Origin of the sequence: Vibrio tubiashii ATCC 19109 (genome assembly GCF_000772105.1) — a bacterium.
GTDB classification, from domain to species: domain Bacteria; phylum Pseudomonadota; class Gammaproteobacteria; order Enterobacterales; family Vibrionaceae; genus Vibrio; species Vibrio tubiashii.
The window spans coordinates 1,556,762-1,583,335 of the sequence record NZ_CP009355.1 but is presented as its reverse complement, the minus strand read 5'-3'; the positions used below and the strand labels follow the sequence as shown (position 1 = coordinate 1,583,335).

26 protein-coding genes are annotated in these 26,574 nt (G+C 44.8%); 15 read left to right on the top strand and 11 right to left on the bottom strand.

Features of this window, described 5'->3' with window-relative positions; all coding sequences use genetic code 11:
* Window position 1 precedes the first annotated feature (1 nt).
* Complete coding sequence (locus IX91_RS22310) at window positions 2-493, bottom strand: GNAT family N-acetyltransferase (RefSeq protein WP_004743909.1); 492 nt, start codon at window positions 491-493, stop codon at window positions 2-4.
* Window positions 494-706: 213 nt separating this feature from the next.
* Between IX91_RS22310 and IX91_RS22305 the strand changes: the two genes are divergently transcribed.
* From IX91_RS22305 to IX91_RS22290, 5 genes are all read left to right on the top strand, one after another.
* Window positions 707-1,885, top strand: coding sequence for an MFS transporter (locus IX91_RS22305; RefSeq protein ID WP_004743908.1), 1,179 nt, complete (start codon window positions 707-709; stop codon window positions 1,883-1,885).
* A gap of 334 nt (window positions 1,886-2,219) precedes the next feature.
* Window positions 2,220-3,854: a hypothetical protein gene (locus tag IX91_RS22300; RefSeq protein WP_004743907.1), complete on the top strand. Its 1,635-nt coding sequence runs from the start codon at window positions 2,220-2,222 to the stop codon at window positions 3,852-3,854.
* Between the two features lie 122 nt (window positions 3,855-3,976).
* On the top strand, window positions 3,977-4,099 hold the full coding sequence (locus IX91_RS26975) for a hypothetical protein (RefSeq protein WP_269083063.1): 123 nt from the start codon (window positions 3,977-3,979) through the stop codon (window positions 4,097-4,099).
* Window positions 4,100-4,300: 201 nt separating this feature from the next.
* A complete protein-coding gene (locus tag IX91_RS22295) occupies window positions 4,301-5,290 on the top strand; it encodes a Gfo/Idh/MocA family protein (RefSeq protein ID WP_004743906.1) in 990 nt (329 codons plus the stop codon).
* 17 nt (window positions 5,291-5,307) lie between these two features.
* Window positions 5,308-6,792 carry an ABC transporter substrate-binding protein gene (locus IX91_RS22290; protein WP_038197345.1) on the top strand — a complete coding sequence of 495 codons (1,485 nt, stop codon included), beginning with the start codon at window positions 5,308-5,310 and terminating at the stop codon, window positions 6,790-6,792.
* A 38-nt stretch (window positions 6,793-6,830) separates the two neighbouring features.
* Here the strand turns inward: IX91_RS22290 and IX91_RS22285 are convergent, their stop codons facing one another.
* Window positions 6,831-7,745, bottom strand: a complete 915-nt coding sequence (locus IX91_RS22285) for a LysR family transcriptional regulator (protein ID WP_004743904.1) — start codon at window positions 7,743-7,745, stop codon at window positions 6,831-6,833.
* A 99-nt stretch (window positions 7,746-7,844) separates the two neighbouring features.
* Here IX91_RS22285 and IX91_RS22280 point away from each other — a divergent pair, with 99 nt between their 5' ends.
* Genes IX91_RS22280 through IX91_RS22270 form a run of 3 tightly spaced genes read left to right on the top strand, consistent with a single transcriptional unit; the run spans window position 7,845 to window position 10,723 of the window.
* The gene (locus IX91_RS22280; RefSeq protein ID WP_004743903.1) at window positions 7,845-9,056 is read left to right on the top strand and encodes an argininosuccinate synthase-related protein; all 1,212 of its coding nucleotides are present in this window, start codon (window positions 7,845-7,847) and stop codon (window positions 9,054-9,056) included.
* A gap of 16 nt (window positions 9,057-9,072) precedes the next feature.
* Entirely contained in the window at window positions 9,073-9,816 is a 744-nt protein-coding gene (locus tag IX91_RS22275; protein ID WP_004749154.1) for a 2OG-Fe dioxygenase family protein, read from the top strand.
* Between the two features lies 1 nt (window position 9,817).
* Window positions 9,818-10,723 (top strand): DMT family transporter, encoded by a 906-nt coding sequence (locus IX91_RS22270; protein WP_004749152.1) that lies wholly within the window; start codon window positions 9,818-9,820, stop codon window positions 10,721-10,723.
* 32 nt (window positions 10,724-10,755) lie between these two features.
* Here IX91_RS22270 and IX91_RS22265 read toward each other — a convergent pair whose 3' ends face one another.
* From IX91_RS22265 to IX91_RS22255, 3 genes are read right to left on the bottom strand one after another with little or no spacing between them, the layout of a single operon-like run.
* Entirely contained in the window at window positions 10,756-11,247 is a 492-nt protein-coding gene (locus IX91_RS22265; RefSeq protein ID WP_004743900.1) for a hypothetical protein, read from the bottom strand.
* 30 nt (window positions 11,248-11,277) lie between these two features.
* Complete coding sequence (locus IX91_RS22260) at window positions 11,278-11,943, bottom strand: PH domain-containing protein (RefSeq protein ID WP_004743899.1); 666 nt, start codon at window positions 11,941-11,943, stop codon at window positions 11,278-11,280.
* Between the two features lie 46 nt (window positions 11,944-11,989).
* Window positions 11,990-12,451: a c-type cytochrome gene (locus tag IX91_RS22255; RefSeq protein WP_004743898.1), complete on the bottom strand. Its 462-nt coding sequence runs from the start codon at window positions 12,449-12,451 to the stop codon at window positions 11,990-11,992.
* A 117-nt stretch (window positions 12,452-12,568) separates the two neighbouring features.
* Between IX91_RS22255 and IX91_RS22250 the strand changes: the two genes are divergently transcribed.
* Genes IX91_RS22250 through IX91_RS22240 form a run of 3 tightly spaced genes read left to right on the top strand, consistent with a single transcriptional unit; the run spans window position 12,569 to window position 14,667 of the window.
* Window positions 12,569-13,192 (top strand): cytochrome b/b6 domain-containing protein, encoded by a 624-nt coding sequence (locus tag IX91_RS22250; RefSeq protein ID WP_004743897.1) that lies wholly within the window; start codon window positions 12,569-12,571, stop codon window positions 13,190-13,192.
* 14 nt (window positions 13,193-13,206) lie between these two features.
* Window positions 13,207-13,635: a MarR family winged helix-turn-helix transcriptional regulator gene (locus tag IX91_RS22245; protein WP_004743896.1), complete on the top strand. Its 429-nt coding sequence runs from the start codon at window positions 13,207-13,209 to the stop codon at window positions 13,633-13,635.
* A 33-nt stretch (window positions 13,636-13,668) separates the two neighbouring features.
* On the top strand, window positions 13,669-14,667 hold the full coding sequence (locus tag IX91_RS22240; protein WP_004743895.1) for a succinylglutamate desuccinylase/aspartoacylase family protein: 999 nt from the start codon (window positions 13,669-13,671) through the stop codon (window positions 14,665-14,667).
* A gap of 9 nt (window positions 14,668-14,676) precedes the next feature.
* On the opposite strand, the gene IX91_RS22235 is transcribed toward IX91_RS22240, so the two are convergent.
* From IX91_RS22235 to IX91_RS22215, 6 genes are all read right to left on the bottom strand, one after another.
* Window positions 14,677-16,509, bottom strand: coding sequence for an MFS transporter (locus IX91_RS22235; RefSeq protein WP_004743894.1), 1,833 nt, complete (start codon window positions 16,507-16,509; stop codon window positions 14,677-14,679).
* 138 nt (window positions 16,510-16,647) lie between these two features.
* Window positions 16,648-16,800, bottom strand: coding sequence for a hypothetical protein (locus IX91_RS26720; protein ID WP_004743893.1), 153 nt, complete (start codon window positions 16,798-16,800; stop codon window positions 16,648-16,650).
* 63 nt (window positions 16,801-16,863) lie between these two features.
* Window positions 16,864-18,159, bottom strand: a complete 1,296-nt coding sequence (locus IX91_RS22230) for a sensor histidine kinase (RefSeq protein ID WP_004743892.1) — start codon at window positions 18,157-18,159, stop codon at window positions 16,864-16,866.
* Window positions 18,160-18,834 (bottom strand): response regulator transcription factor, encoded by a 675-nt coding sequence (locus tag IX91_RS22225; protein ID WP_004743891.1) that lies wholly within the window; start codon window positions 18,832-18,834, stop codon window positions 18,160-18,162. It abuts the gene before it with no gap.
* Between the two features lie 7 nt (window positions 18,835-18,841).
* A complete protein-coding gene (locus IX91_RS22220; protein WP_004743889.1) occupies window positions 18,842-19,732 on the bottom strand; it encodes a sterol desaturase family protein in 891 nt (296 codons plus the stop codon).
* Window positions 19,733-19,749: 17 nt separating this feature from the next.
* Window positions 19,750-20,289: a hypothetical protein gene (locus IX91_RS22215; RefSeq protein ID WP_004743887.1), complete on the bottom strand. Its 540-nt coding sequence runs from the start codon at window positions 20,287-20,289 to the stop codon at window positions 19,750-19,752.
* Window positions 20,290-20,471: 182 nt separating this feature from the next.
* On the opposite strand from IX91_RS22215, the gene IX91_RS22210 reads away from it, so the two are divergent.
* The 4 genes from IX91_RS22210 to IX91_RS22195 are packed head-to-tail and all read left to right on the top strand — an operon-like array spanning window position 20,472 to window position 26,560.
* Window positions 20,472-21,371: an ABC transporter six-transmembrane domain-containing protein gene (locus IX91_RS22210; protein ID WP_004743885.1), complete on the top strand. Its 900-nt coding sequence runs from the start codon at window positions 20,472-20,474 to the stop codon at window positions 21,369-21,371.
* Window positions 21,361-22,500: an efflux RND transporter periplasmic adaptor subunit gene (locus tag IX91_RS22205; protein WP_004743883.1), complete on the top strand. Its 1,140-nt coding sequence runs from the start codon at window positions 21,361-21,363 to the stop codon at window positions 22,498-22,500. The genes IX91_RS22210 and IX91_RS22205 overlap by 11 nt, the downstream gene beginning before the upstream one ends.
* A complete protein-coding gene (locus tag IX91_RS22200) occupies window positions 22,500-25,589 on the top strand; it encodes an efflux RND transporter permease subunit (protein WP_004743882.1) in 3,090 nt (1,029 codons plus the stop codon). Before IX91_RS22205 ends, IX91_RS22200 begins: the two co-directional genes overlap by 1 nt.
* A complete protein-coding gene (locus tag IX91_RS22195) occupies window positions 25,589-26,560 on the top strand; it encodes a helix-turn-helix domain-containing protein (RefSeq protein WP_004743880.1) in 972 nt (323 codons plus the stop codon). The genes IX91_RS22200 and IX91_RS22195 overlap by 1 nt, the downstream gene beginning before the upstream one ends.
* The last annotated feature ends 14 nt before the right edge of the window (window positions 26,561-26,574 follow it).

The window sequence follows — 26,574 nt, the reverse complement described above, 5'->3', positions numbered from 1 at the left end:
ACTACAATTTTATACGTGCCATGTAGTAGGTATTGATGTACTCGCCATCTCGGTAAGAGCCAAACTTGGACTCACCTTCTATCTCAAAACCAAATTTCTTATAACAGGCAATCGCTTGGTCATTGTCGGCGTTGACTTCGATTTGTACTCTTTTTACTTGCAGCCAGTTGTCGGCTAAATCAAGCACAGTCTCTATCAACTTACTGCCTATGCCTAGCTCGTGGTAATCATCGTGAACACCGATACCAAAGCTTGCACAGTGAGCGGTACGTGGACGTTGCGAATGTTCGAAGCCAATATTGCCGACCACTTTACCGTCAACTTCGGCGACAAAGCTATAGACACCAGCAGGCATGTTTTCCAGTCGGGTTGTCCACATACTCACCGAAGGTTTTGGGAGTTGGAGTGTCTCACGCTGCGCTTTAGGTTGTGAGTAAACTTCACACAATGCGGCGGCATCGCTGACTTGAGTCGGACGTATTATTATTTCCATCTTATTTGCCTTTTCGACTGGTTAAACATTGCTCCACCATAACTAGAAAATTTGGATTGTTAAAGTATTGTTTTAAAGTTATTTTTCGGCAGTATTGTTGTTGGTGCAGTGTTTCGATGTTCGAAGGCATTAGATTGGTATAGTTTGTAAATTCGTTTGTTTCTATAGCGAAGGCGATCTAATGTAACAGCTTGTTCACATAAGGAATTACTCATGAATCATTCCGCGAGTTGGAAAACTCCGCAAAACTTCCTCATGCTTATTTCAATCGTCGTCCCTATTGCTTTCTCAAGTTGGATGGCGTTGCTTAACAACTTCGTTATTGAGCGAGCAAACTTTGATGGTTCAGATATAGGTTTGTTGCAGAGCGTGCGTGAAATACCGGGCTTTCTTGCTTTTACCGCAGTGTTTGTGTTGCTGTTTATTCGAGAGCAGCGTTTTATGATACTTTCCCTCGCTGCTTTGACATTAGGCACTGCAATCACCGGATTTTTTCCTTCACTTTTTGGATTGCTGTTTACGACTCTTCTTATGTCTACCGGCTTTCATTATTTTGAAACGCTGAAACAGTCTTTATCACTGCAATGGCTCTCTAAAGATGAAGCGCCAGAAATGCTGGGCAAGTTTATCTCTGTTGGTGCGCTCGCCTCGTTGGTGACCTATGGCTCGCTTTGGGTTTGTCTAGAAGTCTTCAAGATGGACTTCCAATGGGTTTACTTAACCTTTGGCGGTGTTGGATTCTTGCTTGTGGTGTGGATGGCGTTCGCCTTTCCTCAGTTTGAAACCAAGGTGCAGCAAAACAAGAAGCTGGTCTTGAGAAAACGTTACTGGCTTTACTACGCCCTGACCTTTATGAGTGGCGCACGCCGACAGATTTTTACCGTGTTTGCAGGTTTCTTAATGGTGGAGCGCTTTGGTTACTCTGCTGCAGATGTCACGCTACTGTTTATCATCAACTACGTGTTTAACTTCTTATTCGCCAAACGTATCGGCCGCTTCATTGGTCAAGTCGGTGAGCGTAAAGCTCTAATGTTTGAATACGTTGGCTTGATTGGGGTCTTTGTCGGTTACGCTTTGGTAGAGACAGCAGAATGGGCTGCGGCACTCTATGTTATCGATCACCTGTTTTTTGCTCTAGCGCTGGCAATCAAAACCTATTTCCAAAAAATCGCCGACCCTGCTGATATGGCGTCTACCGCCGGTGTCTCTTTCACTATCAACCATATTGCAGCTGTGTTTATTCCAGTGACGTTCGGCTTTATCTGGTTGGTCTCGCCAGCCGCAGTCTTCTACATTGGTGCAGGTATGGCGTTGGTTTCTTTGTTATTGTCTCTCAATATTCCGAGATTACCTGAAGAGGGTAATGAAGTTCGAATTTTAAAATGGAGCTAGTTTTATTTTATCGATGAGGCAATTACTTCATCTATCCGGACTGTTGTCACTTGGTGGTTAGTTATTTTTATTTTCATTCTAAATCAGATTTTTATGTTTGTTTATGTTGTAAACAAAGTTAATGATGTTGAGTTTTTGCAATGTAATGTTTCGATATTGAGTCTGGAGACTTTTTTTCATGCGAGTAACATCCGCGGCGAAAATAAGATTCAAATAACTGTATTGGTTTTAACACCTATTTTTCCTCTATTTAACTTTTCAAACAGCTCTTTAGAGGAAGTCTAGTTAAACGAAATATTGCTGTTCTCATATCATTCAGCCGAAAAGGTTCATTATGACGGTAAAAAAATTATTGCCAGTTTGTCTTGCTCTTGGACTATCTGCTTGCGGTAGTGGTAGCGATAGTGGTAGTTACTCACTTCCTCAAGCTGATTTGAGCTCTCAGTCTCTTGCTGTGACTCAAGCTAGCCCTAAGAGTGGTGACGTTGTACTCGAATGGAACAAATTAAATGGAGCTAGTTATTACAAATTACTTCGTTACAGAGCGACCAATCAATATCTAAATAGTGAAGTGGTGGCTACTAATATCAAAGGTACCTCAGTAAACATTGAGTTAGACTTAGTTGATATCGATGGCATGACAGCACAGTATGAATTGCTTGGATGTAGAGATAATGGAGTATGTCCTATCCAAACACCTAGATTTGAATTACAAAACTTAGACCAGTATGTCACTAAGCTAAAAACACATGTTGTTCATGGAAACGAAACGAATGTCCCTCATTTTGGGCAAGCATTAACGTGGCTAGATGGACATCTTCTGGTCAATTCAGGTGAAGATTTAGCAGATATTTATAAACAACAAGATAGCGGTCAGTATGTATATACTCATCAGTTTAATGTTGGCGCGAATTTTGGTTATGGTACAGGCTCTATACTCGCTGATATTACTGACCAATCAGGGGGTATTATTTATGCAGGCACTAGACGATTTTCATCAGGTGATACTACCGAGCTTCATGTAGGCCTAATTTCCCCGCAGGGCCATAAGATGCCTGACAGAACACTTGCAGACAATAATGGCTTTGCCTCCGCAATTGCAATATCTGAATACAATGGAGAAATGGTCATTTATGGCTCTCCACAACATGATGGCAGTGGAAAAGTTGAGTACATGAAAGTTGGTGGCTCAACTCTGAAGGGGGAGATTCAAAAACCTAGCGATTTGTCTCATGATGCAAGATTCGGTGCCAGTGTATCAGTCGCCAATGATGAAGTGCTAGTTGTTGGTGCTCCAATGGATTCAGTTCGCAAACAGTCTTCTAGTGAGATAAAGCATAGTGGAGCTGTCTATATTTACCGCAGAGCATCTAACCCCAAAAATGCAGATGATTTGTGGCGATTAGATGCGACGCTAACTCTACCAGGAGTCAGTGCGGTCGAAGGAAGCGGATTTGGTGAAATTGTAAAATTGAATAGTTCAGGAGACTTACTTGCAGTGGGAGCTCCAGGTATTGATGAAGTCCTAATTTATAGGTATGACAGTCAAAGAGGTTATTGGTACCAGAATGCGGTTGATACAATCGATCCTGTTAAATCTTCCAAAGGTCAAAGATTTGGTTCGCGAATTGCTCTAAGTGATGATGGTTATCTTGCAGTTACAGCAGAAAATGCTCCTTGGCGTGGCTTTGGTCTTCATACAAATGCTGATACTTTAGAGCTTGGAGGTGACGGTGATGGCGCTGTATATATATATCACCTGACGAATTATGGAGATAGAGACCGTGCTTATGAAGGAGTAATTACTGGTGATAGCGTGCCAGGCGTGGATGAAGCTTTTGGTGAGTCGCTTGAGTTTAAACCTGGCTCTCACAAGCTTGCGATAGGTGCTCCTATGCATCCATCGGATCCTCTTCTTGATTGGAGTGATAGTTCTTGGCCTGAAGCCGGTGCTGTCTACGTGATTTAAGATATTTTCTGTTCTTGCCGATGATCAGGGTTGATTTGTGGCGCTAGAGTAGACGTTAATTGGTACATAGTTGAAAGGGGGCCGAGGCTCCCTTTTTTAGGTGTCGCCTACAGGCCTTTGAAATGGATTTGAGGCATGTTTTCTACATTGGTGCAGGTATGGCGTTGGTTTCTTTGTTATTGCCTCTCAATATTCCGAGATTACCTGAAGAGGGTAATGAAGTTCGAGTGCTTAAATGGACTTAATTGCTTGGTAACATAGCTATGTTTAAATAAAGGCGTATTGATTCACAATACGCCTTTATTTTTTGGTTACTGCTTTTTTAGATTGGAGTTCGGCTACTGGGCATTAAACCATGAACAGAAACGATTTTTTGTGCGCTATTTTGTTTTCTAACCTCTGGGTATGATTAATCTATCCTTAAAAATGAAGAGTATGAAATTCAGGTGAAAAAAGTTAAATGGGGTATCGCAGGGCTAGGAAACATCGCGCAACGTTTTGCTACAGCGCTGACCCAATATAGTCAACATGGTGAGCTGCACGCGGTGGCAGCAAGAGATTTCGAGCGTGCAAAAAGCTTTGGCGAACAGTTTAGTGCTAATGAGCATTATGGAAGCTACCAAGAGATGGCGGAAGATTCTGAACTAGAGGCGGTCTACATTGCGACGGTTCATCCTTATCATAAAGCGTTAGCTGAGTTATTCCTAAGCCGCCAAAAACATGTTCTAGTTGAAAAACCAGCCTTTACGAACCTGAGTGATTGGCTAGAAATGAAGGCTCTTGCCAAGCAGCAGGGCGTCTTGCTTTTAGAGGCAATGAAAACGGTGACATTCCCAGCTTATCGAGAGCTGAAAGCATACATTAAACAACATCAACTTCAGCTTACGTCTATTGAAGCTGGGTTTGGAAATCGAAATCAATACGATCCAGAGGTGTTCATTTTTAATGACAAGCTTTCTGGCGGATCAACACTGGACGTGGGTGTTTATAGTTTGTGGCTTTACTACGATCTTTGCCATTTTATGAACGTTGAAGTCTCAAAGCCGTTCGTTGAAATGTTGGGTACATTAGATCAATGTCATGTTGATACCGATGCTTTCTTTAAATTTGATGGGGCGATTAAAGGTAAGATATCGTCGTCAATCACAACCGCTCTCTCCCGAGTCGCTATTCTAAAAGGGAATGACTTCATTATTACCATAAAAGATAAGTGGTGGAACCCGCAGGTGATCGAGATTGAGCACAAAGGAAAGGTAACAATGATTGAGTCGCTCGCTGCTGGCAATGGTTTTGAGTTTGAAATTGATCATTTCTCATGGCTAGTCAGTCATAAGGAAATGGAGTCAGATGTGCTGTTGCATCAGGTCACCGAACGAGTACTTACGACAATGGAAGAAGCATTAAAAGAGAATGGATTTTCTCATTTAACTGGTTAGGAGACGATTGAAGAGCGGTGAAAAATACTAAGCGCAAACTCGAACTCTACGAACAGGTCTTTTGCGCCTTTGGCCCAGGAGAGTCACGATGTCAGGTAAGCCAGCTTGCGTCCCTATGGAACGTCACGGAAAGGCATGTATTTACCTTGGTTAGAACCATGGAAGACAGTGGCTGGATAAGCTGGCAGGCTAACTCAGGACGGAGTAAGAAGGCGTCGTTATCCTGTCTGATTGAACCCATAGATGCTTGTTATGCCGAAGCCCAGCGGTTGGCCGATGACGGTCAGGTCGATGAGTTACTGAGTCTATTGAGCTTTGGTGGCCGCGATGCAGGAAAAGAGCTGCAGATGGTTTTAAATGGCACCAACCATACTGCAAAACAGAGCGCTTATATTCCTTTTCATCGTGCCATTGAACCGCTCCATCCACATAATGTACAACGCAGAACAGAGCGTTTTCTGGTGATGCATGCATACCAACGCTTAACTCAAGTGGAAAATAATGAGCTAAAGGGAGACGTAGCGTATCACTGGACTACGAATACGGAAGGAACAGTTTGGCGATTCCACGTAAGGAGCCATGTTCAATTCCATGACGGTTATCCGTTACTTGCGCAAGATATTGTCAGAAGTCTACAAGGGTTGGCCTCTCACCAGTGTTGGTCCGGTTGCTATCAGCATGTGGAGGCTGTTCGTAAGGTTTCTGATTCTGTCGTTGAAGTTAAATTGAATAGACCTGACAGGCATTTACCTAGATTGCTTGCCAGAGCTGAAGCCTCGATTTTTCGTAAAGCATCACCGGATAAACTTGTCGGCTCAGGTGCGTTTTCGGTTGATGTTTTCTCGACGAATATGCTGCGTTTAAATCGAAATCCACTCTACAGCCATCAAGTGCCGATTTTAGACCGGGTAGAAATATGGTTTTACCCTGATTGGGCTGTAAGCAAGCAATGCTCTCATAACCAGATACGTTTACAAATGCCAGAGAGTACGACAGAAGTTGGCAGTCATTACCCGGCAATTTTTATGTTGCTCTCGAATGAAATACGGATGCAAGACACACGTCTTATTGCTGTAGAAGATACGTCTAACGCGCAGGAGCTACTTGGAAAAGTGGCTAAGAGTGGTGATACCACTTTCGCGATTGGTTATGGTGAGTATTCACAAACAGCAGATGCGATGTTATGCAGTATTATCGAGGAAAATGATCGCTACGCCGCGTGGTTGAGCTTCTTGTTACGTTTACCATTTGAAGCGTTGAATCTTTCCGATGAAACCTTGTTTGCTATTCAATCTCAGCTTGATTCCATTCGTAGCGAGCCTGATATTAAGGCGTCTTGGCAGTTGTTGAGTGACTTAAAAGCGTGGCTAGATGAGCGGCAGATTTTGACTGAGCTAAAGCGTGAGTACTTCCAACTTGAAGTTTCCGAACGCCTTCAAGGTAGTAAAGTGGATGGGTTCGGTTGGTGTCCACTGAGTGAGTTATGGGTGACTCAAGACTAGAGGGCTAACTCCGGTTGGAGAGCCCTCTTTAGCTTCGTCTATTTAGATTGAAACCTTTTCTGTAGATAATCGACAAAGGTTTTTATCTGCCCCGGGATGAACTTTGACTGAGCATACTGAGCAATGACCTTGCCTTGGTAATTGCCACCTACATGCCAGTCGCGCAGAATTTCAATTACCTCGCCTGACTCCACATAGTCTTGAATAGCAAACTCTGGAAATACCGAAATTCCGACTCCTCGTAACACGGCCTCACGACGAATCTCACTGTGGTTGACGGCAAATGAGCCATTAACGTTAATCGATACTTTCTTGTGATTATTGGTAAAGTCCCAAACGCGATCGCGGGGGTTTTCACCAAGACAAAGGCAGTTGTGGGATGAGATATCTTCCGGATGGATTGGGATGCCATGTTGTTCAAGATAATCAGGACTGGCGCACATGACTAGGCGGCACTGGGTTAACGTTTTGGCGATTAGCCCTTCCGTAGGTTTGTCAGTGATATGAATAATGACATCGACTTCATCACCAATAGGATCTATATAGTGATCGGCGACTTTGAGTTGCAGCGCCACGTTAGGGAAGGCATCAATAAAATCTAGCACCATCGGCATCAGAACTTGTCTCGAGAGGGCTTTAGGCGCTGCGACGCGCAGTACACCCGATACTTCGGTTTTGTCCGCTTGAGCCGCTGAGACTGCCATCTTTGCTGAGTTAATCATATCGCTGCACAGGCTATAGACTTCCTGACCAGTGGAGCTAAGGCGCATTTGCCTTGTGGTTCTCTCAAGCAGCTTCTCTTCTAACGCATTTTCTAAGCGAGTGATTGAACGGCTAACTGATGAAGGTGAAACCCCGAGCTTTTTGGCCGTATTGGAAAAGCTGCCAGAGTCGACAACGTTAACGAAGATTGCCATTTCAGATAACAGTGGAATAAGCCTATTTGTGTCCATGGTGCAAAAATCCTTTGCGTATTCGCTGTATTGTTTCGTTTAAGTTACTTATGGATACTAATTAAGTCAATTGACAGCAGGGAAGGCAGGAAGGACATCGTGAAGAAGTTAAGAAGTATTGAAGATATTCGTACCATCTCAAGTACGGTTAAGCATGTTTTAACTCTGTTTAGTGGTGGTTTGGATAGCACATACCTCCTTGAGATACTTAAAGAGCAAAAAGTGAAGGTGACCGCATTGGTGGTTGATCTTGGCGAAGGTGTTGATGAGTCTAATTTAAACCTGATTGCTGATCACTATGGTGTGGATCTGATGATCCTAGACGCGAAACAGGAGTTCGTTGAACACAGTTTGGTTTCTGCAATACAAGCACAAGCTCTTTATCTTGGCGATTACCCTGTTAGTTCTTCATTGTCACGTCCAATCATCGTTAAAAAAGCGGTGCAAGTGGCGCAAAAGCTCAAGTGTGAAGCTATTCTCCACACTGCTAATCAATCTCAAAATAGTCTCAGACGCCTCAATGGCGCGATTGAAGCGAGTGGCTATCAGGGGTATTACGGCTCGCCTTATGAGTACTCCGCTCTGACTCGCGAACAGAAAACGGCAGAGCTATTTCATTCTGGTTTAGTCGGATTTAAATCTCGCAATGTTAGCGGTGATGCCAATCTTTGGTGCCGTGAATTTGAGTCTGGTGTTTTGGATGACCCAGAATCCTTTACTGTCTCAGAGTCTCTGTTTAGCTGGTCAAAATGGAATCCAGCTAAGCAGCTTGATAACCATCAAATCAAAATAGGATTTCGTAAGGGGTACCCAGTAACCATCAACGATTTACCGATAAACCTTAAAGAGTTAATTGCTTTCATTAACAACCACGTTGGCGCGTATGAAATCGGTCGATATGTAGGTTTCGACCACCTAGATGAGGATGAAAAAGTCTTAGAGGTGCGCGAAGCACCCGCTGCTCACATCCTTATGAAAGCATATAAGTTGTTGGAAACAGCAACTTTACCTACCGATGTTCTCAAAGCGAAAGCGATGCACAACGAAATGTGGACTCAAGAAGCGGTTGAAGGCCGTTGGGGAAGCATGTTGCAGAGCTCAAGCTATGCGTTCATCGCTCACACTGCCGAGCACGTCTCTGGCAGTGTTTTATTCTCACTATCACGAGGACATGTTCTAGCAACTGGCATAGTTGCAGACGAGCCTAAGTATCTTCGTGATAGAGATGCATGGGAGGTGCAAACCGCTCATAAAAGAAGTTTGCGAACACTCTCTCCCTCATCATTAAAAAAACAACAACAAACGGTGTAGTTGCGAGGTGGCCTATATGGAAACGGTGAAAAAGCCTATCGAGCGTCATGCTTCGGTTATTGCTCAGATACTCAGTCAAAATAGTTATGTTTTTGTCAGTGGCAAGCAGATGACCAATTTGCTGACAACCAACGTAGACGAGGTGATTCGATTTAAAAACTGCTGGAATCACCTAGAGCGTGATCGCTATATGGCAGATGGCGGGGCGTATCGTTACCGTCGATATGGTCAGTTCCTAAAAGCAAAAGGTGGTAAGCAGATTTCAATGCTGCCCCATGAACCTTATGTGCAGCCTTCTTACATCAATTCATTGAATGGTGACATTGAGCGCCACTTTGAGCCTTTAACGGATCGTTTTGTCACATCACCAATTCTAGAGAGACTTTTGCTGTTGCTGAGCGATGTGTATGACTTGGCAGAAGAACAGGCAACGGATTGGAACATTCGCTTACACCCCTATCGAATCATCGCTGATGAAGCTGAACAAGGTGAGCCAACTCCAGAGGGTTTGCATCGTGACGGCGTGACCTATATTGCGTCACTGATGATCAATAAGATCAATGTGTCTGGCGGTGAAACTACGATCACAGATGACAAGGGGAATACTTTGGAATCCCTGACGCTGGATAAAACATTTGATGTGGTGTTAGCCAATGATGAAAAAACCATGCATGAGGTGACTGCCATCACACCAAACAGTTTAGATAAATACGCGTACAGGGATGTACTCGTTATCGCTTTTACAAAAATGGAGGAATAAGATGACAACGGCTACGGGTCAATTAAAAAAAGGAAGTTTTAAGTTTCCGTTAACCGAATCATTGTTGCTACTCGTCGCAGTTTTTTGGGGCACAAGTTATGGACTGACCAAGAGTGCTCTTGTTTACACTAGCGTTTTAGTTTTCATTTCGATTCGTTTCTCGATCACTTTTCTATGTATGCTACCTGTAGTGATTCGAGACTTTCGCCGTGGGCTCAATAAAGACTGGAAGATTGCCATACCGACTGGTTTTATCCTATCGGCGATTTTTTTCTGCGAAGTGTTCGGGGTTTCTCAAACCTCAGCATCAAATGCGGCGTTCTTGATTAGCTTATCGGTGATACTGACGGCCTTTGCCGAGTTAATAATCAATAAGAAACGAGTCAGCAATACTTTATGGGGTTTAACTCTGTGCAGTGTGGTAGGCGTCTTATTGCTAACCAGTAACCAAGGTATCGAATTGTCACTCAATACCGGTGACTATTTTATCCTAGGGGCGGCATTGCTCAGAGCCTTAATGGTGACGCTAACTAAGCGTTTTACCGAAGGAAAAGAAATTACCACAAGTACGCTTACGTCACTCCAATCGCTGGTGGTCGCTGGTGTTGCGATATTCGCTGCTATGGCGTACTTACCTGCATCTGAATTTGTTATCCCAACCAGTACCGAGTTTTGGATTACAGTGGCTTACCTAGTGTTGTTTTGTACTTTGTTTGCCTTCTATGTTCAAAACTATGCGGTGCGCAGAACGTCACCGACACGAGTTTCTTTGCTGATGGGCAGTGAGCCTTTATTTGGTGCGATATTCGCTATGGTATGGCTGCAGGAGTCATTGAGCTTGTTACAGGTGGTTGGTGGGGCACTGATTCTGTTTAGTGTTATTGTCACCTCAACGAAAGAGAGCTAAAAATCGGGTCAATAAAGACCCGACTTTCTACGTCAATCGGTGAACGTTGGCTTGGGGCGTTCACCAAACAACTTAGGTTTGAAGGAACCAAGCACTAACTCTAAGAATAACGGTATAGCATTAGACATACCTATAAGCTGCTCGATTTTAGCTTTTTCAAAATACTCTGGATCGAGAGTATCTTTGTTGAGTGAAGCTTTAGCTAGTTCGACCATTTCCGGCATCATTGGGACTAAGAATACAAACGCGTTGACTGCGAGAAAACTTAAAAGTAATAGTTTTATTCTTAACCAATTTGGCTTGTAATCGAATTGGCGGTAAAGGTACAGGTCTGCAAGCACCTTCAGCCCTAGCCCAGGTAGTATTAGAATATATGCACTTAACTCCTTATATATTCCCACATGATAAGCCGTTATCGGGCTTTCATGGCCTAGTGTTGCACCAATCACGATGTGAGAAAGAATCCCTCCCACATACATGATAGTTCCTAATTCGTTGATAAAATTAATAAATTTAATTTTCATATATGGAATCGCTGGATTTAAATCACTGATTTAGCGTTTTAAATCAAGCTTGTGGCCCAAGTGCTGAACCTGAATCGTCGCGTAGCCAAGCATCACGGCTTCAAACTGTTTGCTCAGCTCTTGAGCATGTTGTGCGTCTTTAGCAAGAAAGGCAACTGAGTAAATTGGACGTACAATTCCGTCGTTAAGTTCTTGTGTATCGAGGTAAGATGACGTGACGAGCCCCGCCTGATTTAGACTGATGACACGTTGCAAGTCGATGCCTAGTACACGATCCATCTCTAGTGCTTCTATACCTTTTTTCCATGTGATTGTTACTCCATAGTTGTTGTAAACAGGTGTATTGTCTAACCATTTTGAACCCATAGGCTGAATGTTTGCTATTTTGACCAGCTCCTTTTTGTAGAGTGGTAAATCCTTAAGTTTTTGTTCTACCTGTGCAGGGTTGTCTGCTTCGATAACAAAGCGCAGCATCTGTACTGAGCGGTTATCAATCTGGCTACGAGACACGAACATATCTTTGATTTCGCCTTGTTCCACGAGTTTGCCAAAGGCTGCTTTTTGCTCTGGCATAGTGTTAAGAACTTCTTCTGCATTGTCGGTGTTCCATTCGAGTGAGACACCGAAGTCGGCCGCGATTGTAAAAGTTGAAGCGAAAAGTGATGTGATGAGTGCTGCGGTAGTTAATGCTTTCATGTCATGTTCCTCTATATAATTTGGATAAGTTATCGTTTGTGGTTGATTACCAGCGCGAGCGGTAGCTTCGGTGGCAGCTTTTACAGGTTTTTTGCGCGGAGTCTAAGCTAGACTCTGCAAGGGATAGGTTTTGTTGCTGACTAGCCTGATAAAGCTGTTCAAAACCTTTATCCATTTGCAGCAACAGTTGATTAAATTTCTCGGGTTTGCTCCATATATTCTCTTTCGCTTTACTGTCTTGTTGGCTGCCAGTTGGAAACAGAGCTAATAGGCTTTGGCTATGGTTTTTTAACTGTGAACTGGTAGAACCAAGCTTATCCCACTCCGTATTTGAACCATCTAGGGTGCGGCTCGCACTCTTAACCAACGTTTCTACCTGTTCAAAAGCATGCTGTCTTTGTTCAATTTGCTGCGAGTAATCTTGCGCGTGAACCAGTAAAGGGGTTGAGCACAGTAGGCTGACAATGACTTTGTTCATATTGGTCGTCTCTTCTTTTCGTTTGATCATTTTCGATCATGGCGTGTTGTTGGGAGTTAATTTACACAGCAATAGTTGCAATTGCAACTGTTGCTGTGTAAATTAATGCAAATGAAATGAACAACCAAACAATTGAAGAGGTATCAAATGAAAGTATGGGATCTATCTACACGCCTATATCATTGGGCTCAAGCAGGACTTTTTATGGCGCTATTGGCGAGTGGTTTTTCCGGTAATGGTCCGCACGTCCAGTTGGGTTTAGCTATTACGACCTTGATCATATGGCGTATAGTTTGGGGATTTGTTGGCAGTGAAACGAGTCGTTTTAGGCAGTTTCTGCGTTCACCAAAGAGTGTATTCAACTACCTATTGGGCGGGGAGCCATCGCGACCAGGTCATAACCCAGCGGGTGGATGGATGGTGCTAACCTTGCTTTGCGCTTTACTTGTTCAATGTATTTCAGGAATGGCCTTGGCGGGATTGCTTGATAATTTGCCGTATGCTGAAGTCTGGCTAACGGATTCTGTATTCTCTCTATTGGAAAGTGCGCACTTACTGCTGGCAAATCTTCTACCTGCGTTAGTGGCTCTACATGTTGGTGCAATTGTGTTCTACAAGTTGTGCTCCAAACCACTGACTTGGGCAATGGTAACTGGTAAGCAAACCTTTTTAAATCAATCAGGGAGTGTATTGCTAGTCTCTCAATGGCGCGCATTATTAGTGCTAGTTGTAGCAACATCAGTTACCATGGCAATAGTTGCATTCTCATAGTGAGTAAGTTGTAAATGAGTGAAGAATTCGATAGACAACGTAGTTTTGGTTGGCTGATTAATGTTGTGGCTAATGACGCCGCGAAAACATTCGATACGGAACTAAAAAAACATGGCCTGACAATTGCTCTGTGGCCTACGTTGATGTGTTTATGGGAAGAAGAGGGCGTGACCCAACGCGAGATTGCGCAGAAATCTAAGGTGGAAAACTCAACCACAACTAGAACACTCGATAAACTTGAAAATCTCGGGCTGGTTGAAAGACAAGCGGATCCCAACAGCCGCCGTTCTTTCCGAATTTATCTGACGGATGAAGGGCGTGCGCTTAGAGAGCAACTCATCCCCATTCCTTTAGGGATTAATCAAAAAATCCTCAGTGCACTTGATCCACAAGAGCGTGATGAGCTGATTCGTTTATTGCAAAAATTGGTTGCCCGAGTGTAACTTGCTAGAGGCTTTATGCAGATGGAGAATAAAATGACCAAGCCACTCAATGAATGTATTGTGCCAATGTACCCAACTATTCAAGCGCTAGACGTCAACGCGCTTGAGGCGGGAGAGCATAAATTCTGGTTTGCGGTGGCAACAGACGCGATTGGTCATCCGCAAACTTTGCCCGTTAGAGTGTTTAAAGGGGCTAAGCCCGGAAAACGCATTGTGATTACGGCGGGTGTACATGGCGATGAGCAAAATGGTATTTTAACGGCGCAAAAGCTTGCCCGAGAGCTAGAGGGCAAAGCGATATCTGGCTGCGTTACTATCGTTCCGGCGGTTAACTTATCGGGCATTGCTCGCCACAGTCGCGATTTTCACTCCGCTGCGCCAGACAGTTCATCTGCGAACCTTAATCGTATATTCCCAGGTAGCCCTAATGGCGATGATGCCAGTCGCTATGCCTATAGCTTATGGGAGAATTTGCTCAAGCCCAATGCTGATCTTGCGATTGATCTCCACTCTCAAACTAGCGGCAGTGCGTATCCACTTTATGCGTTTGCCGATTACCGAATTGACGATGCGATTCGGATGGCGAGGCTGATCAACCCTGATGTGATTCTTAATGACCCGGGCGATCCAGGAATTCTTGAAACGGTTTATAATCGCGCTGATATTCCGTCCATCACTATTGAAGTGGGTGTGGGTCGTTATACCGATTTAGAGATGGTTGATAGAGCAACGCTGGGTGTTTTGAATGTACTGCGCTCTTACGAGATGCTTGCTGGAGAGGTACAGACGACACAAGAGCAATGCGTTGAGGGAAATACCATCACCAGTGTGAGGGCAGAGCAAGGTGGCTTTGTGATTTGTCATGTTGAGCTGTTGGAAAATGTCGAACAGGGGCAAAAACTTGCTACGCAATACAATAGCTTTGGTGATGAGATCCAAACCTACTACTCACCTACAAGCGGAACCGTTATCAGCCATAACGTGGAATCGGTTCGCGCTCCGGGTTCGCTAGTGGTTCGATTGATAAAGTAAACCCGACAACTATGGCGTGTCGGGGTTAGTCTGCTCTTCGTGTTCTTGAATCGATTGCTCAACTAGCTGAGTAATCTCTTCTACTTGCTCGGGAGCGGATTCCGCAATCGTACTAATAAACTCTTCGACCGATTCATTAATATCATTCTCTTCTCGGTCCGCAAGCCTTAGGTTTTGGTTGGTTTCAACCATATTGGCGACCAATTCCTGACTGAATTCGGCCAACTTCTCTGGGGATTGTTCTGCGAGTGTTTCAACCAAGTTGTTTGGTTGTTCTTCCATGGCATCACTGATAGTCACCAAGATCTGCATGGTATTCTCAGGTTCTTTTTCAATCAGCCATTCAACAATCTCATCGACCTGTTCTTGCTCTGACTCTGCGAGCTTTTTCGCGATCTCAATCGACAAGTCTGGGTTGGTCAGGGTAAGAGAGCGAAACAGCACCACTGTATCGATATTATCTAGTTGGGCGGCTTTCTCTGCTAAAGATGCGGCCCATTCTGGGTTTTTATTTGATAGCCCGCGTATCAATGCAATTGCCTTGCTTGGGTGATCTTTGGCTAACGACTCAACCTGCTCCCAAGCTTCATCAACATAGAGTGAATAGTCTTGATACTCAGTACGTGGATCAAGCTCTTCATGAATTGACGCTGGAGTATGCATAACGAAGCTTTCTTGTTCTTCCACAGGGAGCGCTTGTCTGACCGACATTCGGTAGATGGTAAAGACAATCAAGCCGAGATCGACAAATATTAAAAAGCCAAATAGAGCACTACCATTAAAGCGCTCCATGATAAGTGCCGCTGAATAGGGACCAATGACCGAACCTATAGCATAGATACACAGTAGGCCTGACAAGACTGGGACCAACTGAGCTTTGAGCGCTCTATCAAAGGTCTCTGAAATACTGAGTGGATATAAACAGGCGATTAATCCCATAGTTAGTGCAACCAAGATGAGCGGTGCTACTTGCCATTGATACTGCATTGAAACGGGTAACGCGAAACTGACGATAGCAAGAACAAAGCACCCAGATAAGATAACTTTACGCCGTTCAAATTTATCGGATAAATAGCCCATTGGCAGTTGGAGAATGATACCGCCCGCTGTCGCTGCACCCATAAAAACAGACAACTGGAAGCCAGTAATACCTTGACCATCTGCATAGACAGGTAGCATGTTCGCGATGGTTGAATAGAGAATGCCACACACAAAACAGGTCATAAAACCCAGTGGTGATAAAGTATAGATTTCTCTGAGCGGAATCGATTCGGTCTGCTCGATTTGTGGCTCAAAGTGAGAAACGAACACAACAGGTGAGACCGAAATACTAAAAAGCACCCCACATAGAATAAACAGCGTGGTTTCACTGGGTGGCGCGAGAGCTAAGCCAAATTGACCCAAGGTTATCGCACTCAAGATCACCACTTGGTTGACGGCTAAGATCTTGCCACGATTAGACTCGGTCGACACGCTGTTGAACCATGTATCGAGTGTTGCGGTTGCACAAGCGATACAGAATCCCATCACAGCACGCATTATGGCCCAAAGCCAAATTTCCGAGCTAAGCCCCATGATTAAGATGGCGCTAGCACCTAAGCTACCACACATGGCAAAGGTTCTGACTAAGCCAATTTGACGCAGTACTCGCTTACCAATAATCGCGCCAAGCAGAAATCCGACCGAGTACATCGAAAGTACAAAACCAATTGATTGCACTCCGACTTGCTCATCAGCTAGTTTCACAGGAAGGAGGATGCCACTTAAGCCATGACTGCTCATCAGCAAAAACGAGCTGATAAAAAGTAGGGTGAGTGGTCTTAGCGTCGCCGTTAAAGTCATAGCTTTGATTTAAAGGCAAAAAAGAGCCATTTACAAGAGGTTTGTAAATGGCTTGTAGCGGAATTGTGTTGTAAGTGTGCTATTCAAAAAGGAGAGAAACGTGAATGAAAAATTGCTCGATAGGTAGGCGAAGTTTACCTAGCTTCGCCAGCTATTCCCCAGCAGTAGAGAAACCCCGACGGAAATACCCAATGCGATGAGAATATTGGGTAGGTTGAAGCCCCAAATTGCTACACAGACAGCAACGGTGACAATTGCCCAAAGTAGAGTTTCTAAAATCCAAGTACCCATTGATAGACTCCTAAAATTCACTATACGAGTAAGTTTAGGTGAACGAGGGTTAAGATTTGGTTATCACTCTGATTGCGAGCGATGGGATTGAAAACTTACTCTGGCGATAAACTCTGTCTCTTGATGATATTCAAACTTCCACTCTTGGTGGCGACATAATCGCTCGATTAGAATGAGGCCGATACCAAATGAAACCTCAGAGCTGCTTGATTCTGAGTCTTCCAATGAATTAGTGACTTGAACATCAGAGCCCGAGAGTTCGATATTTATTGCTCCTTGCTTGGTATGCTGTAAAGCGTTACGGATAAGATTCGTTAGGACAATTTCAACCAAGATACTTGGCAGTGTTACGGGCGAATTTTGCGGGCTTGCATTCACTTTGATAGCGACTTGTTTTCCATCTTGCAGGTATTGATGGTTGGTTAAGATAGTCTGTACCAATTGTTCTAAATCGACCTCTTTAATTTCGAGATCATCAAGTTGGTTTCTGCTCATCCAAAGTAGGGTAGTGATAAGGTTTTGCATCGTTACCACGGAGCGATTGATCCTAGCGACTGCGCGTTGACCGCCTTTGGTCATAGAATCTGAAAGGCGGGTTAACATCTCACCACTGGCGGAAATAATAGATACGGGCGTTCTTAACTCGTGGCTAGCGGCGCGGAGAAAGAACTCCTCCCTTTCAATTGCCTCACGCTGTTGTTTAACGCTCTCTACTAGCTGTTTTGCTAACAGGTCGACCTCGGTGTAGCGAAACTTCTCTAGCTTGTTGGTCTCTTGTAAGTTGAGAGTCTGTGACCATTGAGACAAGGTAATAATCGGTTTGGTGAGCCTATGAATCAGTAATCGAATCAGAAGAAAGACGAACAGCAGCAATGCGCCGACGATCAAGAAAGCGGAGTTAAATTTGCTGACGGATTCTGGTGGGCTCTGGCTAAATAGCTCGGTATAGACGGCTTCGTCATATTGGGAAACGACGTACAAATAGCTGTTTTTTGCTTCGACATAGTGAAGAGCAGCGTAAAGGTACTCACCATAACCGCCACTGGCATTGGCGATATAGTCTTCGTAAATCACATCGTTTTCAAACGTCTCCCAATCGAACTGTTGGAGAAACTTTGCTGGGATTTGATTGAAGTCTGAGTAAACTTGCAGGGTACTACTTTGAGATTGAGGGATTTTGCCAGTAGCGAGAAACTCAGTCTCAGCAAGTTTCAGCTCGTAGAGAAAGCCATATTTGGCCGATTCGTTGAGGCCAATCTGGTAACTTTGGCTGATCATCAAGCCATAGATAGCGGTTAAACTGATCACCAAGCCAAACAAGTAAAGGTAGATATCTCGCTTAATACTAACGCGCTTCACTTACTCTTCCTCTCTGATCGCAATACCTACACCGTGGAGGGTGTGAATCAGCTTGTTTTCGAACGGCGCATCAATCGCTTGTCTTAGCTTAAACAAATGCACTTTCAAACTGTCAGCATTGGGTAGCTCATCGCCCCATACTTCTTCTTCTAGCTTGGATTTACTGACAACGTTAGGGCTATTTTGAATCAGACATACCAACATCTTCCAGCACACAGGAGGAAGTTTAATTGCTTGACCTGCGCGACTCACTTGGTGCTGATCGAGGTCGACCTTGAGATCGCCAACTGAAAGTGAGGTCACCGCCCCTTTAGCTCTGCGTACCAGTGCGAGCACGCGAACCTTGAGTTCTTCCATCGCAAACGGCTTGACCAGATAATCATCAGAACCCGCGGCAAAGCCAGTCAGCTTATCGTCCAAGGTATCTCGGGCAGTGAGCATCAAGATCGGTGTACTGACTCCTTTCTCTCGCAAGGATTGGCAGACATCAATGCCATCCATCTTAGGCATGTTCAGGTCGGTAAGAATGATATCGTAGCTGTTACTTAACGCGAAGTTAAGCCCTGATAATCCGTTGTAGGCAAAGTCAAATTCGACTCCGTCTAGTTCCATGTAATCACTGATTGCTTCGGCGAGATCTTTATCGTCTTCAATTAACAGGGCACTAATCGTCATTGAACCTTTACTTCCTTTTTTGTTCTTGCTGCCAAGCCCAGATAGGCGGTTTAACCAGTAGTTTGAACTTGACGCTCCACTCCGGCGCATGCCATATCTGGCTGAAAAGCTTCATATATCCATTGAAGTATACTTTAAATGGATTGACGGAGTTAATCCGTGGGTAAACGCCATATTTTACTTCTTCCTCTTCTCGGGCAAAGGTACCAAACATGCGATCCCAAATAATCAGTATTCCGGCATAGTTTTTATCGAGGTACTGTTTATTGGTTGCATGATGAACCCTGTGATGCGACGGCGTATTGAATATGGCCTCAATCGGACGAGGAAACTTTCGCACCGCTTCAGTATGAAGAAGGGTTTGAAACAACTGAACGAAGGTTTCACACATCAAAACAACAAACGGATTGAAGCCGAGTAAAATCAAAGGCAAATGGAAAAAGAACGGGAAAAACCAGTCCAAAGGTCCAAATCTGTATGCCACCGATATATTGAAGTAGGGCGAGCTATGGTGAACGGAGTGCGTTCCCCAAGCGATTCCATTACTGTGTAAAAATCGGTGCTCCCAGTAGTAAGCTAAATCTGCAAGAATCAAACAGCCAAGAATTGTCCACCCCGTGATCGGTAACTGAGTTAGGCTAAAGTTTTCGTAGGCAAAAACAAACGCGCCCACATAAGCTAGACCGATAACAAACAGTGTAATCAGTAGGAAAAATAGCGTGACAAAGTTGGTCGCACTATCTCCTATCATGTTCCAGCTAAGCTTCTTTTTAAACGCATAGCGGATAAGTTCGATTAAGAAGATAGCGACAGCAATAAGCAGGAAATTATCATCCACCCAGCTTTCGGTAAATATGATAGTGCTTTCCGAGAACACTTGAGACATAGACTCAAACATAGTTATCTCCTCTCACTCTATTGCTTATAGTAGACGGACATTTGGTTCGCTTCAGGTAAGCCGTGTTGGTTGAGGTAGTGAGTTTCGACCACCGCATAAGGCTTTTTAGCAAAGTCTATTTTCTGCCATGCCTCTGTGAGCTCAGCTTCATTGTGCTTTCCTTCCTTGAGCAGAAGTTTTGCATCGGCTATGTCTGGTAGTTTGGTCAGGTCACTTGCTATTGCGCCCGCAGTGGTCGGGTAACCAATTGTCACCTCTGCTTCAGAGAAATCTGCATTAAATGCTTGGTACAACACGACGATGCGATCAACCTTCTGAGTTAGAGGGTTAGCCTCATCGATTCTGGCGTAGAACTTATCCCATAAGTTTGGCACGCCTTGTAATGCGGTGGTCTGAGTGACGCCGCGCAAGTAGTTGTTGGGCTTGTTATCGACAACGGGTGCTGCTGACGATTTTGTGCCACTGACATCTTCGGCTACGGCAGGTTGAGCTAAGACAAGCCCCCAGATTGAGCCAGTAATTAAGGCGGTGGTGGCGATGGATGCGAATAATTTCATGCTGACTCCATACCTAGGTTAAACACATACCTAAGTGTGATTTATTGATTATGGTAGGAGTGTAAGTGGGTAGGCGTTAACAAAAGGTTATCGACACTCAAATGATCAAAACAGCAATCTGGGACACTTTTTCTTGAGATGAATTGGCAATACTAACGCCAAATTCATTCACAGGAACAATGATGTCTGACCGCTTCCAAGTAACACTTAAATCCACCATTGGCTTAGAGCCCTTCAAAGTAGCGCTTACTTGGTTCATGGTGCTAGTGGAAAACGTGATGCTGATATTACTGCCACTTGCGATAGGCTACGCGATTGATGGTGTATTAAATCATGACATGCAACCCTTAGTTCACTTTGCTTTTTTGCTGCTGTTCGTCGTAGCTGTTGGTGTTCTGCGTCGTTTTTATGATACCCGAGTTTATGGCCGTATTCGCTTTAAGTTAGCCAGATTGGTTGAGCGTAACTTAGAACACGCGCCAGTGTCAGTCCGTAGTGCGCGCTTAACCATGTCTCGTGAGCTGGTGGACTTCTTAGAAGATGATTTGCCGGCGTTAATGACGGCAGTGGTACAGCTTGTTGCTACCGTTGTTATCCTCGCTGCATTCCACCTCTATCTTGCTCTGAGTGTCTTGGCCTCGGGTGTCGGCATCTTGATTATCTACGGCTTGTTTCATGGCACTTTCACTCGCTTAAATGGTGCGCTAAACGATCAGCTTGAACTTCAGGTTACGGCGTTGAACAGCGGCAGGTTTGCTACCATACGCGGTCATTTCAAACGCCTTATGAGTTGTGAAATAAAATTGTCTGATACCGAAGCTATTGCTTATGGATTGATTTTTATTGTCTTACTAAGTGCAGTGCTGATCAATTTATGGATGGTCAGTGTGTTGGTCGAGCCAAGCGTTGGAACGGTGTTTTCCATCGTTACTTACTCTATTGAATTTGTACAGGCTGCGATCGTTTTGCCTATCACACTACAAACATTGTCTCGATTAGCAGAGATCACTCAACGTCTCAATGTTTCATCAAAGGCTGAGGCCGAAACCCCTAACCAACAGGAGATTTCTTATGAAGGTTAAATCTATCTTAGCTGTTGCGTTAGGCGTAAGCGCTATCTTCGCTGCCTTGGTTATGGTTGATTACTTAGAGCCACAGCCTACTCCAATTAAAGAGAAGGCGGAGCTGAAAGCGCCTGTTTCAATTATTGAGGTGACGCCGCAAGCGCATAAGTCGTCTTTGACTTTACTTGCCACCACAACTGCAAGGTGGCCGATTCAACTTAAGGCATCGAGCACCGCCCAACTTGCTTGGTTAGATTCTCAATTAGAGCCGGGGATGACGGTGTCGAAAGGTGATCTACTCGCCAAGCTAGAGACCAGTGCGTTAGCGTCTAATTTGGCGCAAGCGAAAAGCCAAGTAACGCAAGCTGAGCTTAATCTCAAGCAGGCGAAACACGAACAGACAGTGGCATTGAAAATGTTGTCAGCCAAAACCAGCTCACCTTTTGCACGCAGAGAGCCGCAAGTGGCGGCAGCGAAAGCGGAGTTAGACAGAGCACAGCAAGCGCTGCAGAGCGCCAACAAACTGCTAAGTGAAGCCAATATAGTGGCGCCATTTGACGCGATTATATTACGACGCATGATTAGCCCAGGTGAGTGGTTAGAGTCAGGGCAAGTGTTGTTTGAGTTGGCGGCGAGTGATTCCGTCGATGTGGCGCTGCCCGTTTCGGATCTCCACTGGCAGAAAGTACAAGGTGCGCTGAGCAAACCAGAAATCTCGGTATCAAACAGAGCAGGGCAGCATTGGCCTGCTAAGGTTCGCTATGTTGCCCCTCAGGCCGATGCCAACACTCGTCAACGTCAGGTTGTGTTAGCAGTAAGCGAGCCTTATGCAGAAAAGGAAAAATTGCTTCCTAATCAGCAAGTTAAAGTTGAGGTGAGTTTAGGTAATCAGCAGAGCATTGTGACCTTGCCGCTTAGCGCCTTAACACGTGATGGCTTTGTTTGGACTTTAGATAACCAAGATAGATTACAGAAAGAGTGGGTAACGCTGGTTGGTCAACAGCAAGATCAAGTGTTCGTTCGTTTTGACAAGCAAAGTGAACAGTCTCGTCGAGTGGTGGTTTATCCTTTGATTTCGATGTTGGTTGGTACGCAAATGGCACCTCACAGCATGACTGAAATGACGGCCAAATTGGGGAGTGAATAATGAACTGGTTAACCAAGTGGTTTATTAACAACTCTGTCGGCGCTAACTTGCTGATGCTTGCCATCATCGCAAGTGGCGTGATGGCATTTGGACAGTTACGCGTTGAGTCATTTCCGCAGATTGCTCCATCTTCTATATCTATTACAGTGGCTTACCCCGGAGGAAGCGCTAAGCAAATAGACGAAAGCATCACCCAGCGTATCGAAGAGTCCATCAGCGGTATTGCGGGAATCAAGCAGATCACCAGTCAATCTAGCGCGGGTCAGTCGAGTGTTGTGGTGCGCAAAACCAGTAGCACGGATTTGAACAAACTCTTGGATGACGTACGCAATCGCGTCAATGCCATCAATGGCTTCCCTGCTCAAGCAGAAAGACCACAAGTGGTGCGCAATGAGTTTACCAATTTAGCGGCTTTCGTCGTGGTGTCGGGTGACCGCAGTGATGAGCAGCTTCAGCCAATTGCGCGTCAAGTCGAGCAAGCATTAAAGAGCAATCCACGGATCTCAAAAGTTAGTAACTGGGGCTCACGTGCTCCTCAGCTGATTATTGAGCCTCGTCCTGATGAGTTAAAAAAGCTCGGCATGACCTTAGACGATCTTGCCAACACGATTAACCAAATGTCACTGGAGTCACGAACTGGCGAGTTAGTCAGTGATAAAGGAAGAATGGTGATTCGTGGTGACGGTTACGCCGATGACTTACAGAAACTTAAGCAACTGGTGGTGGTGTCTAGGCCATCAGGTACGGTTTATTTAGGTGATATAGCCACACTTACTCGAGATTACGAGACAAGCGGCGCAATCGTAAGAAACAATGGTTCTAATGCCATTGCTTTGTTGGTCAGCACTAGCCAAACCGATAATCTACTTAAAGTGAGCTCAGCGATTGAAGAGACGCTAGCTGAGCAACAGCGAATTCTCCCTAACGATATCGAGCTCAATGTGATGGCTGATATGGCGCCTTACATTGAGGAGCAGCTATTTCGACTCGGGGATAATGCATGGCAAGGCCTATTGATTGTCGTCGTTTTACTGGGAATCTTTTTAGAGCTTAAACTGGCTTTTTGGGTCGCGGTAGGGATCCCAGTTGCACTAGCAGGTACGTTAGGGGCAATGCAAATAGCCAATTACAGCATCAACGATATCACGCTATTTGGCTTTATCTTAGTGCTGGGTATTTTGGTCGATGATGCCGTTGTTGTCGGTGAAGCCATTCATGAAAAGCGCTCTCAATACAAGAGTGGTAAAGAAGCGGCGTGGCACGGTGTCCACTCTGTGTCTGTGGCGACTGTCTTTGGCGTCTTGACCACCATAGCCGCGTTCTCTCCTATGCTGTGGATCAATAATGACTTTGCCAAAATACTGGCTGGTTTTTCGGCAGTGGTGATTTTCGCCCTAATTTTCTCTTTGATTGAAAGTAAGTTCATTCTGCCATCGCATTTGGCGCAGCTTTCTACGCATAAGCGAGAAAAGGGGATAATAGCTAAGATTCAATCCACTGCACAAGGCGGGCTGACTTGGTTTAATCAACGTGTTTATAAACCTGCGCTAGAGGCAGTACTGGAGTACAAACTTGCTAGCTTGATGGGCTTTGTTGCCATGATCGTGTTGGCCTACGGAATGTGGTCGACTGGAACAATCCGCAGTGCGATTTTTCCTGAAATTCCAGGGCGTTACATTACCGCTAAAGTGGCGTTGGAAGATGGCGCTCCGCTACCTTTGCAAAAGCAAGCATTGGATAAGATTGAGCAGTCGATGCTCACTGTCGAGCAACAGCTTCAAGCCGATTACTCACTTAGCAAACCACCGATCGTTAACCTGTTAGCATGGTCTGATGGATATGGCGAGATTGAGGTAACGGCAGAGTTGACCAGTGAGTCTCTTAGCATACTCCCTGGCAACCTATTGACTGACAGTTGGCGACAACAAGTCGGCGCGATTGAAGGGGCTTACTCTGTTGAGTTTAGTGCTGCAGAAGCGCCCGCTGGTGGCACGTTTATTTCTATATCATCCCGCGATAGAGAGTTAGCAAAACGCGTGGCGATTGAACTGGGTGATACCTTGTCAGTGCTACCGGGTGTTGCCGATGTCTTCGATGATGGTAAAGGGGGTCAGCCACAGGTTCGCTTGGTGCTTAATGAGTTTGGTCACCAGCTTGGCCTAACGCAGGACAAGTTGGCTAAACTGGCGGGTGAAGCCTATGGCGAGCGTGAAATTCACCGTCTTTTAGAACAAGGCCAAGAAACGAAAGTATTGCTTAAATACCCAAGGGATGCGCGTAAGACCTTGGCGCAGTTAGAGCAATCACAGGTAATGTTAGCAGGCGGAAAAACCGTTCTGTTAGGCGATATCGCTGAGTTTCAGCATGAGCAGCAACCTCAAATCTTGTATCGTAGAAATCGAGAGCAGGTGGTGAATCTCTATTGGAAGCAAAATCGAGATATACAGGCTCCCGAGCAGACTATGACTCAACTGACACAGCGGATTGAACAACTTGAACTTCAATACCCTGGCGTGAAAATAAAAGCGGGTGGAGAGTTTGAGGAGATCAGTGAAGTCTCCGATGGATTTAAATCGGCAATGATTCTGACCATCTTATTGATTTACATCTTGTTAGCGCTTCCTCTTAAGTCTTATTGGCAATCGTTTATCATTATGGCAGTGATTCCTTTTGGTTTTGCTGGGGCGATATTTGGTCACTACATTATGGATTTGCCCATCAGTTTGTTATCTATGTTCGGCATGATGGCGATGACAGGGATCGTGATTAACGATTCATTGGTTTTGATTACTCGTTTCAATCATGAATACCGTAATGGCATGCCTCTTAAGCAAGCATTGGTGACAGCAGGTACGAGTCGCCTGAGAGCTATTTTCTTGACCACGATTACGACGGTTTGCGGCTTGCTGCCATTGTTGAGTGAGACGGCAGAGCAAGCCCAATACCTTAAACCTGCCGCAGTATCATTGGTGTTTGGCGAGTTATTTGCTACCGCGGTTACTTTATTATTGATTCCGATTTTACTCGGACTGACCAGTCGTAAGCAGGCAAAACAGACGGAAGAACAATTGGTGATGGACGCAGTGTAATGAGCAAGGTATTTGATTTAATCGATCAAGCGGGCGATAGTGATTTTATTGATCTAAAAGGACCGAGTGCAATGGCAGAAAATGAAAAGCAGCCCTTCTTGCTGGTTCCCGAGATAGCCTTGCTAGAGCCGCTGCCTGAGCATCTGCGCAAGCGATTTTCACACGCCTTGTACTTAATGCATAAAGAACTTGATGAGCACAGAACTTGGGAGCAAATCGCGACGGCCAGTGCGATTTCGCCCTATCATTTTCACCGCCAATTTACCGAGCTGTTTAACGAGACGCCCGGGCAATATTTAAGTCGCTTAAGGTTGCAGGTGTCGGTTAGCCTACTGATGAACAATGATCCTTGGAGCGTGACAGAGATTGCTCAATATTGTGGGTTTTCTTCTTCTCAAGCTCTGGGTAAAGCACTTAAGCGAGAGCTCGGTGTGACGGCTAAACAAGTACGTAAAATGGGTTGTGAATTAACGCCGCGAGAATCTGCTGCATTTATCCGTCAACTCGGCCATCCGGGGAAAGATATCCCTCTAGAAAACGAATTGGCTCAGTCTATGCCGACAGAGCTGATCTGGTATCCGAAACGGGGGATGAAAAAGCTCTCTATGGTTGACCCAGATTGGGACAGCGTGATGGAAATCTATGGTGAGAAATCGGTTCGTTTGATGGGGGCAACCCCGGTTAATCAACTAGAGCAAAGTTGGGATCAAATCGATACCTATATTGGCGACTGGCAAGTTGAAGAACAAAAGTATGATTTTACTCTGCCGGAAGGTTACTACTTATGCAGTGATGTTTACCTAGTCTCTGATGCTGGTTACAGTGCCGCGCTTGAAGCTTTGTTTGATATTGCTCTGAAGAAGAATCTTGAGATTGATGAAGACGGCTTTTTTGTCGAAATGATACGTTATATAGAGCTGACAGAAGTGGGCGGTGTCACTTTCTCTTTTCAGATCCCCATTGTTAAGTGACCTTAGAGGCTAGC